The 18,455-nt window shown below is 54.8% G+C and carries 12 protein-coding genes; 6 read left to right on the forward strand and 6 right to left on the reverse strand.

The genetic code is table 11. From position 1 onward, the window contains the following. Positions 1 to 73 precede the first annotated feature (73 nt). The 3 genes from RCI_RS05750 to RCI_RS05760 form a co-directional block, all read right to left on the reverse strand. Complete coding sequence (locus tag RCI_RS05750) at positions 74 to 1,192, reverse strand: glycosyltransferase (RefSeq protein WP_012035459.1); 1,119 nt, start codon at positions 1,190 to 1,192, stop codon at positions 74 to 76. Positions 1,193 to 1,197: 5 nt separating this feature from the next. Beyond that, on the reverse strand, positions 1,198 to 2,157 hold the full coding sequence (locus RCI_RS05755; protein WP_012035460.1) for a glycosyltransferase family 2 protein: 960 nt from the start codon (positions 2,155 to 2,157) through the stop codon (positions 1,198 to 1,200). A 242-nt stretch (positions 2,158 to 2,399) separates the two neighbouring features. Next, positions 2,400 to 3,383 carry a DUF1616 domain-containing protein gene (locus RCI_RS05760; RefSeq protein WP_052309912.1) on the reverse strand — a complete coding sequence of 328 codons (984 nt, stop codon included), beginning with the start codon at positions 3,381 to 3,383 and terminating at the stop codon, positions 2,400 to 2,402. Between the two features lie 368 nt (positions 3,384 to 3,751). Here RCI_RS05760 and RCI_RS05765 point away from each other — a divergent pair, with 368 nt between their 5' ends. Together RCI_RS05765 and RCI_RS16940 are read left to right on the forward strand one after the other, a co-directional pair. Then, on the forward strand, positions 3,752 to 4,729 hold the full coding sequence (locus RCI_RS05765) for a GNAT family N-acetyltransferase (RefSeq protein WP_048198121.1): 978 nt from the start codon (positions 3,752 to 3,754) through the stop codon (positions 4,727 to 4,729). Positions 4,730 to 4,754: 25 nt separating this feature from the next. Beyond that, a complete protein-coding gene (locus RCI_RS16940) occupies positions 4,755 to 4,925 on the forward strand; it encodes a hypothetical protein (protein WP_158308874.1) in 171 nt (56 codons plus the stop codon). Positions 4,926 to 5,154: 229 nt separating this feature from the next. Here the strand turns inward: RCI_RS16940 and RCI_RS05770 are convergent, their stop codons facing one another. Beyond that, positions 5,155 to 6,450: a right-handed parallel beta-helix repeat-containing protein gene (locus tag RCI_RS05770; protein WP_081477288.1), complete on the reverse strand. Its 1,296-nt coding sequence runs from the start codon at positions 6,448 to 6,450 to the stop codon at positions 5,155 to 5,157. A gap of 170 nt (positions 6,451 to 6,620) precedes the next feature. Next, positions 6,621 to 9,059: a NosD domain-containing protein gene (locus tag RCI_RS05775; RefSeq protein WP_148266540.1), complete on the reverse strand. Its 2,439-nt coding sequence runs from the start codon at positions 9,057 to 9,059 to the stop codon at positions 6,621 to 6,623. A 697-nt stretch (positions 9,060 to 9,756) separates the two neighbouring features. On the opposite strand from RCI_RS05775, the gene RCI_RS05780 reads away from it, so the two are divergent. The 4 genes from RCI_RS05780 to RCI_RS05795 all read left to right on the forward strand — a co-directional run bounded on the left by RCI_RS05780 (position 9,757) and on the right by RCI_RS05795 (position 16,468). Continuing rightward, the gene (locus RCI_RS05780; protein WP_048198125.1) at positions 9,757 to 11,166 is read left to right on the forward strand and encodes a phenylacetate--CoA ligase family protein; all 1,410 of its coding nucleotides are present in this window, start codon (positions 9,757 to 9,759) and stop codon (positions 11,164 to 11,166) included. A gap of 181 nt (positions 11,167 to 11,347) precedes the next feature. Continuing rightward, entirely contained in the window at positions 11,348 to 12,592 is a 1,245-nt protein-coding gene (locus RCI_RS05785; protein ID WP_012035467.1) for an oligosaccharide flippase family protein, read from the forward strand. Beyond that, entirely contained in the window at positions 12,589 to 14,487 is a 1,899-nt protein-coding gene (locus RCI_RS05790; protein ID WP_012035468.1) for a hypothetical protein, read from the forward strand. The genes RCI_RS05785 and RCI_RS05790 overlap by 4 nt, the downstream gene beginning before the upstream one ends. Positions 14,488 to 14,569: 82 nt before the next feature. Then, a complete protein-coding gene (locus tag RCI_RS05795; protein ID WP_148266541.1) occupies positions 14,570 to 16,468 on the forward strand; it encodes a hypothetical protein in 1,899 nt (632 codons plus the stop codon). Between the two features lie 504 nt (positions 16,469 to 16,972). Here the strand turns inward: RCI_RS05795 and RCI_RS05800 are convergent. Continuing rightward, positions 16,973 to 18,454 (reverse strand): DUF362 domain-containing protein, encoded by a 1,482-nt coding sequence (locus RCI_RS05800; RefSeq protein WP_012035470.1) that lies wholly within the window; start codon positions 18,452 to 18,454, stop codon positions 16,973 to 16,975. Between the last annotated feature and the right edge of the window lies 1 nt (position 18,455).

Below are 18,455 nucleotides of genomic sequence, written 5' to 3' on the forward strand. Positions count from 1 at the left end.
TTTTCATTGTAACAACACATTTTCCTGGGCACGTTACCGATGCTTACGGAGCCTTCCGCGGACGATGCTGACATCATGGAGTAGTGCCGGCGTCGACTATGGGCTGATAGGAGTGGTGTGTGGCCGGGTGCCAGACTTTCGTAACGCTCTCCGGATAATTCTCGATGAACCAGACCATGTAGGAGGTCATGTCGATCTTGTCCTGCAGCATCCTCTCCCTTTTTGCCTTCCACCGCTCTCGCAGATCGGGTTGCTGTATGAGCTCGACGGCTTTTTCGATCGCTTTCCCTGGCTCGACGTAACTGTAGATCAGCCCGTACTTCTTCTCCAGCTCTATCCAGTTGCCGGCGTCGTTCTTCACGAAGGTCATAGCCCTGACGGCTGGCGTGCCCAGCATGGCTGCCTCGGTCGTAGTGGTGCCCGTATCCGTGACCACCAGCTTCGCGAAGCTGATGACGTCATGGATCCTGTGCTTGGGCACTGGCAGAAGGCGGTCTCTGATCTCTTCGGGGACTTCTCCATAAGTGGAAATGAAGACAGGCGCGTACTTCTCCAGTTCTCTGACGAGCCCGATCTTGTCGGCGCCGCTGAAGCCGGTGATCCCGACATCGTGGATCGCGTCGAAAGCGTTGAACCGCAGCAGTACATAGTCAGATCCTTCGGGCAGGCCCAGGAGCTGATATACCCCTCTGTCAGGGCTGAAATGGTTCGGGTGCAGATAGGCCAGCTCCTTGTAGCTGGACACCCGGATCTGCTTTTTACCCAGTGCCTGCCGGAAGGAAGATGGCGTCACCAGAGCGCCAGTAAACCTGCGAAAGAAGTTGAAGGGCACCGCATAGGATGCCGGATAGATCATAGGCTCGTCGTCGCAGAAGGTGATGTCAGGAACGCGGAGCATACGAGCTGCGCAGGTGCTGTAGATGCCAAAGCCTGCAATGAGATCAAGCCTCTTCTCTTTCAGGTACCGGTAAGCCCTGAGGATGTCCCACGGGAAAGAAGTGATCCGGGCAGACTTGTCCGGGGTGGAAGAATACGGATAGTACGGGATCTCCAGCTCATCCAGGAGCTCGCAGGTGATTCCCTGATTGCGGGCGACGATAGCTACTTCATGGCCATCGGCTTCCAGCTGCCTTACGATGTTCCTGAAGAAGTGAGCCTGCCCGGCCGTGTTGATGAAAACCCCGATTCTCATGACGTTCACCTTTGCCCCGCAACCTGCCCGGTTTCCCGGGCAGAAGTGGTCAGAAGCGTAAAAACACAAAGGATGCCAAGAATAATGCTTAGCATACTGACAGACGTTATGCCTATGAGGAGATTACGAGAGAGATCGTAAGGCTCGATCGCCAGGAAAGAGAAACCGGTCGTGCCCAGCAGCAGGAGCAACACCCCGCAAAAGCCGCATGTGACAGTGTAGTTCTGCTGAAAGAGTGTTTTCACTATCGAGCCTGCGACGCTGACGCCGTGGACCAGAGGGTTCAGCGTCGACCCGGAGACATCGTACCGCACGTTGATCTGAACTTCTTTGACCTGCAGGTTAGCCCGGGCTGCTTCGATCAGCATCTCGCTCTCGATCCCCATTCCCGTCTGCATAAAGGAGAAACAGTCAAAGGTGTTTCTGGAGAAGGCCCGGAAACCGCTCTGGCTGTCAGTGAACTTATGCCTGGAAACAACATTGGTCAGCACGTTCAGCACGCCCTGTCCAAAGCGCCGGTATTTCGGCACGTTGTGGCTGTCTTTGACCAGGAACCTGGAGCCGTTCACGATGTCGGCTTCGCCCGAGATGATCGGCTTGATCAGCAGAGGTATCTCATCCGGGTTGTGCTGCCCGTCGCCATCCATCAGAACGAGGATGTCGGCATCGGCTTTCTTAGCATAAGCAAACGCATTTTTAATTCCTGCGCCTTTCCCCTTGTTGACTTCATGCCGGATCACATGCGCCCCTGCAAGTTGTGCAACTTCGGCAGTCTTATCGCAGGACCCGTCATCGATGACGACTACATCGTCCGTATAGTACTTAGAGCGAAGAACTACGCTGCCGATGTATACTTCTTCGTTGTAGCACGGGACAAATACCATGATTTTTAGCTTGCGGGACGGGCGAGCAGAGTTATTTACTATGGCATCGTGCCAGATACTTCTGCCATAATCCGCAACCATTTCACCACTATTCGGTAAATATACAGACGATGCCATCACGACTGATCTCCAGCTAACCGCTTTTTTAGTAAGTATAAATTTTATTTTATATAATAATTGTGATATGCCGCTATCACAGGCGCGCACCAGATTTGGGCATAGCAGGACATATTAAAGTAAATAATTGGCTCGAAGGGTCACCCGTGACGGAGAGCATCAACCGCCCGGAGTAACCCCCTGTAAAGCCTTTGCACGGATATACACTAGGGAGTGACGGTAGTCTCGTTACTGACGCTGGCATTAACGGCCGGCTCCGTCACGTTGACCCACAGGTTGCACTCCCGGTACGGGTCTGCCGGAGAGCCTTCCATGTACAGCAGGAACCTCATGTTCTGCATATTACCCACCCGGTCAGGTGCCAGATAGATGGTCTTCTCCAGCGTCTCGTTATCTGCGAGTACCATGTGGTCGAGGAAGATGCGGTGAGACTGGTTGCCGTCGGTGAGGGTGACCGCCAGGTCATACTCCTTCGACATGCCCTCCTTATTCACGATCCCTATGATGAGAGGCTTTTTCTCCCCCAGGGTAAAGTTGGTGGGATAGTTGCTCATCTTTCCTTCCGGGCCGTAGAGGTAAAACTCAGTATACCTGTCAGCCTGGTAGGGCATGACGACGAGGTAGCCGATGACCGACAGGATCAGCAGGAGGGAGCAGATTAGCAGCCCGGAGATAATCGTGTCGCTCCGGTCCTTGCTCGCGGGCAGTACCAGCTTTTTCGCCTGCTCCACAGGACCGCGAAAGTCCACCATGAAACGCTTCTCGGCAGGCAGCCACTGCCTGCGCACGAACGCCACGAGGAGGCAGACCAGCAGGAGGGCTGTGACAGACAGCAGGATGGAGTTCAGCGTAATCCCCCAGATCGTGTAGTTGAGGATGTAGCCCGTGAACGGGACCAGTATTATGCTGAGCCCCACAGACAGTACTGCCCTCTCCAGGTTACCGAGATCCTCCTTTCCGGGGTACAGCGCCGCTATAAACGCATAGCCAGGGAGGAAGAGAACCATGACGAGCCCCAGTGCAAACCTGATCACGTTATGGCTGAGAAACGGGACATAGATAAAGACAAGTAAAATAATTGCCAGCCCCAGGACGATTAGAAGGTCTTTATAAGTATCGAGCGCTTTTCCTGGAAAGCCGGTTCCGGTAGTCGAATGTTTATTAAATATGCTGTCGCTGTTCTGCATCATATACTCACCTGAGGTGTCAACACATGTTATATGATGATTTTAATATTAATAGTTTATTATAGATAGACTTGTAAAGCAAGAGCATGGCACATAAACGATACACACCCGTGCCCTCGATACCTATAAGATCCACGTACGCAGGAGCACTGTCAGTATCTGGCAGGTCACTACAGGGCACACTCCTGTTACCCTTTACCCCAGGCCCCGCATAGCAGGGCAACCCAGGATAACCGGCAAAAATATTATATATTATGCTCTTATAAATATAAACACGATAATTAAATAGTTGCCGTGCAGGCGAAATCAACTCCTGACACGGCAGTATACGCCCGGCCGTACCACTGGCGGGAGAAAGGTAGTTGAACAAAATGGAGTTCATGCCCATACCTGGAGAGGACATCGAGATCTATGATACGCTCGTAGACGAGTCTGTGGAAGGGACGCTCTTTCACAAGAGCTGGTGGTTCAAGATCTTCGAGGACAGTGCCGGCATCAACGCCAACCGGGCAGAGCTGTTCGGGGCTTACCAGAACGGGGAGATCGTGGCCGGCTTTCCGGTGCCTTACCGGAAAAAGCTGGGCACCAGGTGGATCATCAACCCGCGCCTGACCCCTTACTCAGGGTCAGTCTTCAAGCCCGACGGGACGAAGAAAGGCCATACGGAAAACTCGTTCAGGAAGGACGTCAACGCCAACTTCGCCCGGATCATCAAGCCCTTCGGAACCTGCCTGTACTACCCGTTCAACGTGAACAGCATGGACCTCCAGCCCTTCCTGTGGTCTGACTACTGTCCGACACTCCACTATACATACATTCTGAAGCTGGACAACCTGGATACCGTCTGGAATAACATCTCCAGAAAGCGCAGGAACGACATCAAAAGCTCGGCCAGAAACGGCTTTGAGGTCACCACCGGGGACATCTCAACCTTCGCCCGGCTGAACGACCTCACCATGGCGCGCCAGGACCACGGCCGCATCACCGGCCGGATGTGGGAAAACATTTACTCCCACTGTAAAAAGAGAGGCTGCGCTGAAGTCTTCACCACATACAGCGGCGGCGAAGCCCTCGCGAGCCTGATGCTTGTCTGGGACAACAAAAGATCCTACTACATCGGAGGCGGCATGGACGGCAACTCCCGTGGCGGCATGCCGATGCTCATCTGGGAAGCGATCAAGTTTACGAAAGAGAAGCTGCATCTGAACGAGTTCGACTTCGAGGGCTCCACAGTGCCCGGCATAGAGTTCTTCTTCCGCAACTTCGGGGGAGAGCTCCGCCCGTTCTTCGGGATCAAGGACCGGAAAGTGGAGCTGGCGATGAGCATCATCAACATGGTCAAGAGATAGGGTAAGCATAAAAGGCGAGACAGCAATGCGAACGCTGCGCTGTGCCGGCGCTATAGAATTGATGAAAAACGTTATGAGGTCTGAGAGTTCCCGGGAGGCCGGGGAGGATTTTCAAACTGGGAGGTTGGAGAGGGTTAGAGAGGTCGGAAAGGAGGACTGGGAGTGTGGAAAGGTCAGAGAGGATTTTTTAAGTTAATTCTTTCTGACCTCCGGGTACCTTACATAACCTCCTCTCTGACATTTATCTCCTGGCGGGCTTGGCGGTATTTTCGACTCACACAGGGCCAACTTTCAATTTTTCATAGCCTCTGCCCGAATATCTCATTTTTCATAAGGCGAGTGCTTGGCGCCCTTGCGACCTTGCGCCTTTGCGAACTAAATTTGTGACGCCAGCACAGTGCAGCGATCGTCTTGTTGTCCTCTAATTACAGCGAGAGCAGGCTGCTTATTATCCTCCACAGCCACGAGAAGAAGTCCTCGTCTTCTCCGGGCCTCGGGGAGGGCACGGCGCTGGCATCCACGGTGCTCGTAGGAGTAGGACTGACTTTAGGCTCTTCCCCGTAGTAGTTGGCGCGCCTGTCGTTGTCTCTGACGGTGCTGCCGGTGCCGGAGGGATAGATGTCGTATTCGTTGTCGTGAAGGTAGTTCTGGATGATCAGGTTATCCGTGGACTTGTAGAGCCTGATGCCGTAGGTGCTGTCGTAGACGTTGTTGTGCCGGATGATGTTGTCCCCGGAGCCGAAGAGGTAGATGCTGTCTTTTCCGTTGGAGACGAGGTTGTACTCGATGAAGATGTTGCTGCTTTCGCCTGCGACGAGGATGTTGTCGACGCCGTTGCGGACGGTGTTGTTGCTGATGACCGAGTCGTGGGTGCCGAAGTCGAAACGGATGTTGACGCCGGAATTTTCGACAGTGTTATTGGATACGGTCGTGGTATCGGAGTAGTAGACTTTGATACCGTAGTAGTGCTTTCCTACGTAGTTGTCCCGGATGGTCACATTCGAGCCGTAGCGCATGCCTATGCCATCGCCGCCGCTGCGGCTGGACTCTTCGTTGCCCTCGATCCGGTTATTGCTGATCACGGAGTTCGAGATTTGCTCGAAGTACATATCGATGCCGGTGTTGCCCTCGCAGTGGTTGTCGGAGATGACGTTATTCCGCAGGTTGTAGCCCTGTATGCCGAACTCGTTGTTTTTTGCGCGGTTGTCCGTGATGGTGTTGCCGTCCGAATAGTGGATGTAGATACCGTCGCCGTTGTTGCCAACAAGAGTGTTCCCCCTCACCAGGTTACGATCGCCCTGGTCGAGGCGGATGCCCTCGTTGCACTCGGTAATAGTATTGCCGACGATCTCGTTGTCGCTGGATTCCACCAGTATGGCGGACGCGTATTTCTCCGAGTTCTTGACGACGAAGCCTTCGATGCGGACCCCGTCGGCGGTGATGGTGATCACGTCGCCGGCGCCGCTACCGTAGATGACGGGCATGCCGCCGCCGTTGTCCACGCCCTTCAAAGTAACCCGCTTATCGACGTGCAGGTCTTCGTTGTAAGTGCCGCTGTAAACCAGGATAGTGCTCCCCGGGACGGCAGCATCAAGGGCGCTCTGGATGGAGGAGTAGCTACCGCTACCTTCCACGATTACCGATTCTGCGGCCAGGCAGCATGACTGGCCAAAAAAGCACAGCAGCAGGCATGCCAGCACTGAGATGAATAGACAACGCATTCCAGGGATAATAGCATCTCCTTAACATTATAATATTATCTTTATAAATAAAGTCTAACAAATAAATAAGTTGCGATTGGAGAGCAAGAGAATGCGGTTGAGAGTACCCTGGAGCCGGGGTTTAAAAAAGAAAGGTGTGAGGTATTACCCTCACTTCACTTCATTTAACTTTACTTCACGTTCAGCACGTAGTTGACCGTGTCCTGGACTCCAGGGTTGGTCGTGGACTTCACCTGGATGTTCACCTGGTAGGTGCCTGCCGCTGCAGGGGTGATGGTCACGTAGCCGGAGCGGAAGTCGGACGGGTCGACGGTGCTGGTCTCGTACATGTTCACCTTGTACCAGGCGGCCGGGATGCCGGATACTACGACTGTGTAGGTATCGGCTTTTAGCCCGATGTTCTTATAGTAGACGTCCTGGGTCAGGGTCGTGCCTTTGGTGACGCTGAACTGTTCCATCCGCTTGACGTCGTTGTTGTAGTGCGCCATAGTCCTCATGTTGTCCACAGCGTAGTCGGGGGTGCCCGGCGATGGAGTGGGTGTGGGAGTGGCGGTCGGCTTCGGAGTCGGCGTCGGAGCAGCAGTCGGCTTCGGAGTCGAGGTCGGAGTCGGAGTCGGAGTCGGGGTGGCGGTCGGCTTCGGCGTCGGCGTGGGTGTCGGCGCTACGGCCCCGTTGGAGTCGACGGAGACGTATCCGGCGAGGAACTTGCCGGTGGTCGAGCCGGCCGGCGGGCTGGTCACGACCCAGTGGTTGAAGATCAGGTTACCTGCCTTGGTTGGCACGTTTTTGGTGGAAGTCCAGACGATTTTATCGTCGATAATGAACTGTACCCGGTCTCCCAGCCAGTTGTACCCGTAAACATGGTATGATGTCGACGGGTCGAAGGGCAGCTCGTACTTGTACTGGTTCTGAGCACCGGCTGCAGTGGTCGAGAAGTACACGTAGTTCTTGCCGTCAGCCTTCTGGAACTGGACCTTGATCTCGTCGGAGCCGCCAGAGGTCATGAGCGTGGCGTAGGTGCCGGTGGTCAGGTCGACCCTCAGGCTGGCCTTGTAGTTGCCGTACGAGTAGGCCTTCAGGCTCTTGTACTCTCCGCCCGTGTGCTTTACTGCGTCTGCGTTAATCACGAGGCAGTTGCCGACGAACTCGATGTTCTCGGGCAGGTACTTAGTGCCCTCAGGGCCGCTGGCCGAAGAGGTCTTGCTCCACAGGTTCGTCTGGTGGTAGCCGAAGTCGTCGTGCAGGATGGAGCCCGGCGCAGGCGTCGGGGTAGCGGTCGGAGCAGTGGTCGGCCTCGGGGTGGCGGTCGGAGTCGGTGTTGCCGGCTTCGGAGTCGTCGTAGGCACCGGGTTGGCTGAGGTCACGTAGTTCGTGTGTTTGGCCATCAGCGGGTACGAGTCGGTGGCGCCGCCGTTAGAGTAGCTGGTGCCGCCTACGCCGTTCTTGTCGCTGTCAGATCCCGTGTAGCCGGTCCAGTAGTTCCCGAGCCTGCTCGAGTAGCTGGCCCCGTTGTACTTGTAGGAGACTGCACTGGGGGAGCTGAAGGTGTTGCCCGAGCCGGATACTGACACGGACTTGAGGTCGTTCAGGTAAACCTGGTTGTTGCTGCCGGAAAGGTAGACGCCGTAGGTGTTGTCGACGAAGTCGTTTCCGATGATCTTGTTTCCGGAGGTGCTCTGAGCCCTGACGCCGTACGTGTTGCTGTAGGCGGTGTTGCCCTGAATGACGTGGTTGTTGCACTTCAGGATGTAGATGGCCTGCCTGTTGTCGAACAGCTTGTTGCCTTCGACAGTGATGTAGCTGGCGCTGCTGTTGATCAGGATGCCTTCGATACCGTTGCTGACGGTGTTGCCCCGGGCGACACAGTTGGTCGAGTCGAAGTCGAACCGGATATTGCAGCCCGAGTCCTTGACTACGTTGTTGGAGACGGTGGTCTTGTTGGAGTAGTAGACCTTTATACCGTAGTAGTGCTTGCCGACGGTGTTGCCGTCGATGAGCATGTTGGTGCCGTATCTCATGCCGATGCCGTCGCCGCCCTGGTTGTTCGCGCCGGCGTTCGCGCCGACATTGTTGCCCTTGATGGTGCCGTCGGAGACACGCTCCATGTAGATGTCGATCTCGTGGTTGGTGCTCAGGCTGTTACCGGAGATGGTAGCGCCCTTCGTGTCGAACATCTCGATGCCGAAGTAGTTGGAGTTGAGGGTGTTGCCGCTGACGGTAGCGTAGTTGGCGCCGGTGAGGCGAATGCCGTCACCGCTGCCGCCGGTAACAGTGTTACCCTTGACTACGACGTTGCTGGCGCCGCTGACCAGGATGCCGTGCTTCGCTCCCTTGATCGTGAAGCCCTGCACTGTGGCGCCGCTGGCGGTCACAGTGATGCCGTTTTTGCCGCCCGGGCTAAGTACAGGAGAGCCGGACCCCTGGAGGATGATATTTTTGTTTAATGTGATGCTTTCGGAGTAAGTTCCGCTGTTGACGACGATGGTGTCGCCAGCGCTGGCCGCGTTGATAGCGGACTGGATGCTCGTGTAGCTGCCGCCCGAGCCGACCGTGATCGTTTTAGCCACGGCGGCGCTGGGCACAAAGCTCAGTAACGACACCAGGACCATTGCGATCAGGGCCGTCGATATTATCCGTTTATTAATTATTTTCACCACCTGTTTTTACGTTTTTGTCACCCGGACGCGAAAAGTGGCAGATACATCTTCCGAGTGATCACCTCTGATAACCAGCGTCCGGATGACGGTTTCCTTGTCTGTTGGTTAAAGAGCAATCTTATATATACTTTTTACTTAGGATGGTAAAAATTTTTCACTATATACCTGAGAAAGTAGAACCAATTCTATAACCTATATAAGCAATAGATAATTTTTCCTGACATTATCCGGAAATTTCGCCCGCCAGGACGCCTGCCTTGGCAGGCGTCTGATGCGGGCGATCCGATGACGAACGCTGCGCTGTGCCAGGGTCACAGATTGCACAGCCCAGCGATCGTGTACGGATCGCCTTCGAGAACGTCCGCCTGACACCCTGACGTTTTATCAGTTTTCGGTTATCGTTCACCATGTCACACCTATGTCCACTGATCCGGCGTTTGTCGGAAATAATTCTACAATTACCATGCTATAGGCAGGGTAACAAAAGAGTTAAATATAAATTTTGATATATAAACAATAGTTCAATAATAGCATTCCGGGCATATGGCTGTCTAGATACCGTATAAGGGACATATTCGGGGGTCTCTGAGGTGCGGTGGGCATCCGTCAGCCCGGAACAAGAACACCCTATCTTTCCGGAGCAGTATTCATGAATGCCCTAAAGTTGCAGACGTCCGGTAACAGTGGTACGTTAAGCAAGTATCTGTTTATCTTTACGCACGAAGTCGGAGACATCGAGTTTTATCCCACCTACAGCAGGCTGGTGAAATCTCAGTGGAAGCCTTACGAAGAACTAAAGGCAGAACAGGAGAAGCAGCTCAGAAATATCATCTATTACTCGTATTATAATATTCCTTATTACCACCGGCTTTTCGACAGCCTCGGGCTGAAGCCTGAGTCGATCCGGACGATCGAGGACCTGCAGAAGCTGCCGATCCTGACCAAGAGCGTGATCAGGGAAAACTGGGAGGACTTCAAGCCCCTGCACCTGAACCGGATGAAGTACCAGGAGGAGACTACCGGAGGCTCCACGGGCACCCCGTTCAAGTACAGGATCACTAGCCATGACAGGTTTTTGAGCGGAGCTATACTATACCGGGGCTGGGGTTACGGCGGCTACCAGCTGGGTGACAAGACGATCTTTCTCGCGGGCACCTCTCTGGGCGTAGGCCCGAAACCGTACCTGGTCAAGCGATTCCACGAGATAGCCCGAAACCTCCGGAAGTTCTCGTCCTTCGACATGGACGATAAAGGCATGCGGCAGTTTGTCAGCGTCATGAACACGTTCAAGCCGAAGTTCCTCCGGGGCTACGCGTCCTCCATCTACTTCTTCGCGAGATGGCTGGAGGAGAACGACCTCAAAGTACACCAGCCCATGAGCGTGTTTACCACCTCTGAAAAGCTCTACCCGCAGATGAGGGAGAAGATAAGCAAAGTATTCGGCTGCGACGTGTACGACGGGTACGGGCTGAACGACGACGGCGTCACGGCCTTCGAGTGCTCCGAACACAGGGGAATGCACATCTACACGGAGAGGAGCATCGCCGAGGTAGTAGATGAAGATGGAAACCAGCTCGACCACGGGGAAGGCCGGATCGTCGGGACCAGCCTCCACAACTATGCCATGCCCTTCCTCAGGTACGATACCGGCGATATCGGCAACCTGTTAGAAGAGGAGTGCCCCTGCGGCAGAGGATACAAACTGCTGAAGGAGATCTGCGGCAGAAGCGGCGACATTCTGATCACGCCGGAGGGAAAAGCGATTAACTCGCTGTTCTTCGCCACCATCTTCGACGAGATCATGTCGGTGCGGGAATACCAGATCGTCCAGGAGAAGCTGGACCGGATCGTAGTCAGGATATCGACGGGCAGAGATTTCGATCAGAAGCAGCTCCAGGACATCGTCCGGCTGATCAAGGCCAGAAGCCAGGGCTGGAACATCGAGTTCGACATCGTCGACCGCATAGAGAAGACTCGGGCGGGCAAGTACAAGTACGTCATCAACAAGGTGATGAGTGAGCAGTCCCATGGCAAACTTTCCGCCTTCCCCTCCTCGTGACCCGGGCGCAGGACACAGGCCGGGAGAGAGAAGCGCGGCAGGATTCCCTGCAACTCGGACTGTAACTTTTTATGCGCAAGGCGTGCCGCAATATCAGTAAAAAGGCTTACTCCGGCATGATTTTTACCATGTGCTTACTATGGAAACAATTATATAGTAAGCTGATTATAATTTATGTGGTATGGCACTAGCTGACGTGAATTTGGCGGGGTTTGTCAGGAAAGGCCTGAACATCCAGCTTTATAAAAACTCATTCTTCATCATCACAACCAGATTCCTGACAGTCGTCACCGGGTTCGTCTTCTGGCTGGTCGCAGCCAGGCTCTACTCCATAGAAAACGTAGGCCTGGCGACAGCCCTGTTCTCGGCCGCCACGCTGATCCTGCAGTTCTCCACTTTCGGCCTGGAAAACTCCATCATGCGGTTCTTCGGATCCCACGACAAGAACAAGGTCATCAACACCAGCCTGATCGTGACCACCGTCTCCGCCTTCATCTTCGGGCTCGTCTACATTATGATAGCAGGCATCGTATCCCCTGACCTGGGATTCATCCAGGAGCCGCTGTACGGTACTATCTTCCTGTTCTTCGTGATCATCAGCTCAGTCGTGATGGTGACAGGCAGCGCGTTCGTAGGCCTGAGAAAGGCCGAGTACGCTCTTTCCCAGAACATCGTGCTCATGTCCAGGATAGTGTTCCTGGTACCCCTGTTCTTCCTGGGCGCGATCGGCATCCTGTCTGCCATAGGAATTGCCTACGTGCTGGTCTGTATCCTGGTATTTTACCAGATGAGAAAGTTTGTCCGGTTCGCGTGGGACGTGGACTACGGGTTCCTCCAGAAGTACAAGAGTTTCTTTTCCGGGAACTACATCTCCAACATGCTCTACAACGCCACGTACTCTATAACGCCTATCCTGGTCCTGAACATCCTCGGCGAGGTGGCCGCGGCCAAGTACTATATCGCGTTCACCATCGGCTGCTTCTTCTTCCAGATACCCTACTCCGTGGGCACGTCTCTGCTCGTGGAGGGCAGCCACGGGGAATCGCTGCGCAAGAATGCGTTCAGGGCGCTTGGAATCATCTACGCAATCCTGATCCCCGCTAACATCTTCATATACTTCTTCGGAAGCTCGGTACTCGCGCTATTCGGGGCGCAATACGTCGAGTCTACCGATCTGCTGAGGATCATCGCGTTCTCGAGCTTCTTCTTCGCGATCTACGCGCTGATGATACCCATCCAGAACGTGAGGATGAAAGTGAGAAGCGTGCTGACCCTGAACGTGGTACTGTTCGTACTGTTTGCAGGGCTGTCCTGCATTTTCCTGATCTACTTCGGTGTCGTAGGAGTCGGCTATGCCATGCTGACCACTTACCTGATCATGGCTTTGATCGTCCTCGGCATCATCAAAATGGAAGGTTGGTTATGAGCTTATTTACCCGGAACTCGGAAAGGACTTTCGGACGAATAGGGACTGCAGCTCTGTATCTGCTCCCTGTTGTCGGTATAGCAGGGATTATCGCCACGATAGTCATAGGCCAGGTGAACTTTTTAGTCCTGAGCACCTACCTGATATTGCCTTTACTGATAGGCTCGGTGATATTCCGGAGCCTCGGCAAGCAGGAAAAGGAGTACAAGAGCCTCGACGACAGCGCTTTTAAGCTCTTGCTGGTAGCCTTCCTCCTGTGCTACACGATCTCCGTCATCCTGCTGACCATCAGCGAAGTCAGGTCCTTCCTGTACTACCTCACGGTAGTGACCATGACGCTGACAGTGCTCATCGAGATCCTCGGGTTCGCGCCGGTCAGGGAAAAGATAGCGATCATCCTGGCGCAGATCATGGCGCTGATGCTGAACGTGAACTGGGGGGTGACCATGAAGTACTTCGAGTTCATCGGGCGGACGGACGTCATGTTCCACAACCAGTACGTCACAAGCCTGGTGCAGACAGGGCACGTCACAGAGATCTTTTTCGACTACCAGGCCTTCCCCCTGTGGCACATCCTGAACGCGGCCATATATATCATAGGCGACGGCTACTTCTCGACAAACAAGATCATCGCCATCGCTGGCGGGCTGATCTTCCTCTGCCTCCCGGTGCTGCTATACCTCATCACGCTGCGGCTGTTCAAAGACCAGCGCTTCGCCCTGATAGCGGCGCTGCTGGCATTCTTCTTCCCGGACATGACCTACTTCACCATGTCGGGCATATCCAGGAGCGTAGCCTCCCTCATGCTGATCTTCCTCCTGTACCTGATGATCGATAACAAGAACAAGCACAAGCTGCTCCTGATCGGGCTGGCCACCGCCGCAGTCATCGTCTACCACTCAATATCGATCATCTTCGTAGTCCTCATACTGGCGCTACTGTACATGCTGCAGAAAGTCCTGCTCAATAAGGAAGAGCGGCTCAAGAAGCTCAATCTCTGGTACCTCGTGATCACGGCAGTGGCGACGCTCGCCTACTGGGCGGTGTTCGGCAGCATCCTGCTGCATGAACTGTACACTAATATCGTAGTGCCTGCGCCCTCAGGCGTTATCACCAAGTCGATTATAACAGCGCCGACCACCGAGGCATTCAATTACCTGCAGTACATGCCGTCGGTACTCTTCATAGTGATCGGCATCCTCGCCCTGATGCTCACCCAGAAGTTCGACGCCAGGGCCAGGTTGTTCGCCCTCGCCGCCCTGCTGCTCATGTGGCTGACCTTTCCGGGGCCGCAGTACCTCGTGAACAAGCTCATGTACAACTTCGGGATAGACCGGTTCGCAGAATACACGTATCCGATACTGATCGTAGTCTGCGCAGCCGGCATCGGAGCGGTCTTCTACAGATCGAGCAAATTCCTCCGGGCATGCGTGATCGTGCTGTTCGCAGTATGGGTCATGCTGTCCATCTCCAACGACTGGGTCGCCTCGGATAACCCGCTGGTCGAGCGGCAGTTCTACACCTACTACCTCACACAGGACGAGACCTCGGCTTTCAACCGCATAGCGGAAGGCGCGACAGGGCTGGTGATGGCCGACTACATTCCGATGAGGTACCTGGACAGCTCCAGGTACGGCGATAAGGTGAACATGCTGGAAGTTACCGGCGATAGCTCCCGGTTCCTGCTGAACGGGACGAACGACGTCATGCTGGTCAGGCACGGCGAGCTGGAAAAGAGGCCGCTGAAGATATCGAGGATCGAGGAGGATACCTTCAAGCGCATCCCGAGGTTCGATACCTTCGAGTACGCCGACTCGAACGCAGGTATGTGGAGCACTCTGGGAGGGTACAACAGGGTCTATGACTCCGCGTCCGTAGGAGGCTACATTGGATGATCATGCAAAGCCGTCTCCTGGGCGGCTTTGCCTGACGTCTTATCGCAGTGACGAGAACTGAGCATCATATAGGGTGTTTGCCATGAGCTTGTTTAACATTAACTCAGAACAGGCGTACAAGACGATCGGAACAATTGCAATGTACCTGCTCCCGATCATAGGCATCGCAGGAATTGTGCTGACCACGGCCCTGGGCCAGACAAATTTCCTGATCCTGAGCCTGTATCTCGTCATACCACTCCTCCTGGTCTCCATACTATTCAGAAGCCTGAGCACCAGGGAGGAAAGCACTTCGGCGAGCCTGGACGAAGGCACATTCAGGCTGCTACTGGTAGCCTACCTTCTCTGCTATTCACTCTCGGCCATTTTGCTCACCGTCTACGATCTCCGGCCTCTCGCGTACTTCCTGATCATTACGACGATGACGATCACCGTGCTCATCCAGATCATGAAGTTCAGCCCGACCAGAGAAAGAATTGCCCTGGTCTTACTGCAGATCATGGGCCTGGTGGCAAACCTCAACCTCGGGGTGACTCTCAAGTATTTCAGGTTCATCGGCAGGACCGACGTGATGATTCATAACCAGTACGTGAACAGCGTGGTCCAGACCGGACATGTCACAGAGGTCTTCTTCGACTACCAGGCTTTTCCCCTGTGGCACATCCTGAATGCGATCATATACATGATAGGGGACGGGACGTTCCCCACTGACAAAGTCATGGCAATCACAGGCTGCATTATCTTCCTCTGCCTGCCCTTGCTGGCATACCTGGTGGCGATCAGGCTGTTCAAAGACCAGAAGACTGCGATGATCGCCGCCCTGCTGGCATTCTTCTTCCCCAACATCACCTACTGGAGCATCTCCGGCATCTCCAGCGCGGTAGCCGTCGTCCTGATAGCGTTTATCCTCTACCTGGCGGTCGATGGCAGGCAAAAGTACTGTCTGCTCCTGATCGCTCTGGCAACCCTGGCCGTGATCGTCTACCACTCAGTATCGATCATCTTCGCCCTATTCATCCTGGGCTCGCTATACGTGGTCCAGAAAGTCCTCATGAAGAAGGATGAGCGGCTCCGCAGGATCAACTTCAGGTACCTCGCGCTCACAGTGGGAGCTACGCTGGCCTACTGGTACTTCTTCGGGCCCATCCTGCTTCAGGAGCTGTACAACAACATCGTCCTCCAGGCACCCTCAGGAATCGTCACGAAATCCGTGGTACTGACGCCGCTCAGCGAAATCTTCAACTACCTGCAGTACTCGCCCGCGGTGCTTTTCATCCTGACAGGAGCGCTCGTCATCCTGCTCTCCAGTAGGTTCAATGTCCGGGCGAAGCTGTTTGCCGTCGTGGCCTTTATGTTTATCTGGATCACCTTCCCCGGCCCGCTGTACCTGTTCAACAAGCTGCTGTACAACTTCAGCATCGACCGGTTCGCGGAGTACACCCCCTTCCTCCTGGCCATCGTCAGCAGCGCCGGCATAGCCGCTCTCCTCACCCGGTCGAACAAGTACGTCAAAGCCTGCATCATACTCCTGTTCGCCGTATGGGTGATGCTCTCGATCACCAACGACTGGGTCGCGTCAGACAATCCGCTGGTGAAAAGGCCATTCTACACATACTACCTCACCCAGGATGAGATAGCGGGCTTCGACCGCATAGCCGTCGGCACTACAGCCATGATTCAGGCGGACTTCATCACGACACGCTACCTGGACAGCACGCCATACGACCCCCAGTTCAACATCCTCGAAGTCGCCGGCGACAAAACCGACTTCTACAAAAGCAGCCCTGACGATATCATCCTGATCAGAAACGCCGAGCTGGAAAAAAGGCCCCTCAAGCTCTCCACGAACAACATCGGAGAGTTCAAGCGGTACCCGAGAATAGACACCTATGATTACTACTACAAAGACTCGGAAATCTGGGCCAACCTCGGCCGGTACGACCAGGTATACGATTCTGCCAGAGTGAGCGGGTACATCTAAACAGCTTTGCTGAGAGTAACCCCGTCGGCGAGAGCCAGAGATTTATTGCCGGATGGTAACTTGATCCACGGCGACATGGCGGGCTGACGACAAAGAGACAACTACATAATAGTCCTATGAATATTTGAGCTACGGTTGCTCTGATCTTGCGTTTGTAAGCCGCCAGGCTCGCCAAGAAGCCAAGCTCGCCAAGGGCTTTTCGATCAGAATTTAGACGAATAGGTGTATATAGCTTGGCGAGCTTGGCCCCTTGGCGGGCTTGGCGGTATTTTCGACCAATAGCAGGGCAAACATTAAATTTTTCATAGCCCTGCTTGAAAATTCCCTTTCATCCACGATTCATTCTTGAAATGTTACATACGAGCGCCCGTACTATTTACTCGAAGTACGCGAAGTACCCGAAGTACTCAAAGTACGATAAAACGGATGGCTGTAAACTGATCTTATAATGTAACCGTCTCCGTACCGCTGTGGTTCCTGTAACCATCCGGCAGCATGCAGTTTTCACCGGGCGGCGACAGTCTGGAGCGGGGTGCTGTCAATTTTCCCCTCAGGCCTGTATTCCACATAGTTCTGCCAGCCGTCGGCTGGCACGAAGTGACAGTTGTGGACGTGGTAAACGTCTAAGGGGGTGAGACAGCCTTCGGCGAAGATCCTGATGTCTTCGGGTGCGCCGGTGAAGATGGGGTATTTGCCCGCGTTCATGGCGTACTTGAAGGTGGGGATCTTCCTGTAGTCGAAGCCCATGACCATGCTGGAGATGAGGTCTACTGCCACCGGGTTGGTGCCGGCGATGAGGACGCCGCAGGGTTTGGCGGTGTTTCGCATGGGGCCTTCTTTTTCGCCTCCGGTGATGCCGTCCACCAGTATGAACATCCGGCGCTGGGGGGTCTTCTGCATGACGCCGTTCTTGTCGGCGTAGAAGATGATCCGGTTGAGGTCGGAGATCGTCCTGGGGATGGTATCGTTGCCGTGCCAGCTTCCTCCGGGGCCGTCCGCCCTGAAGGGGACGAGGTATTTTGAGAAGAACAGGACACCGCAGGCTGCTCTGAGGGGGATCATGGTCAGGACGGTGCTCTGGCTGGGGATCTCGTCCTTGAGCCGTCCCATGAGATCCTGGCGGAAGTCGCTGCGCTCGTAGTCGTCGCCGCCTCTTTCGGCTGAGCCTGCCCGGTGGTGGGGCAGCCAGCCTTTGAAGACGTTGATGCCGACCAGGTTCTTCAGCGCGCAGGTGATCCCTGCTTTCCCGTGGGTCTTTAGTTTGGGGAGGTTGATAATCACGTCTGCCTGGAGGATGCTGCCGGCGATCGGGTACTCGTTCCGATCCCGGTTGTGGTGTTTCACCAGCTCGTTCTTGTCGTAGTAGCCCAGCCTGAACCGGTCGCACTGGCCGATGATCTCGGCGTGGGCGGAGTCGCCTTTCAGGTCGACTGCCGCGTATCCTTTAGGATCGCCGGGCAGGGGCTCTTTTTTCAGCGCCCCGAACCGGACCTGGCCTTTCTCCTGCCGCAGGTCCAGCAGATCGATGTGCATGCCTGCGACGTCCCGGTAGTAGTCCACGACCTCCTGCAGGCCGGTGAGTCTCACTACCTCCGGGAAGTCGGTGTCGAAGAAGGGAGCGTCGCCTATGCCGATGCTGCCCTTGCCCTGGAGGGCGATGAAAACGTAGTCGAGGACGGCCCGGATGACGGAGCCCTGGGTGATGATGGCCTCGACGCTGCCCGCGTTATTCCTGTGGCTGACCATGTTGGGCTTGAGGAACACCCGGTCGCCCGGCCTGATCACTTCGCCCAGGGGGTTCCACTCCGGGGTGCCGAAGTGCTCTTTGTCCAGGCCGAGCCGGTACAGGACGTCCCTGACCTCTCCATAACAGGGGTTATCAGAGCACAAGTCCCCGAAGGGGTATTCGGGATACTTTTCCGGCGGGTGGAACGGAGGCTGTTTACAGTAGCCTGCCTGCTCGTTTCTGGTGATGGCGACTTTCATG

This window comes from Methanocella arvoryzae MRE50 (assembly GCF_000063445.1).
Taxonomy (GTDB): domain Archaea; phylum Halobacteriota; class Methanocellia; order Methanocellales; family Methanocellaceae; genus Methanocella_A; species Methanocella_A arvoryzae.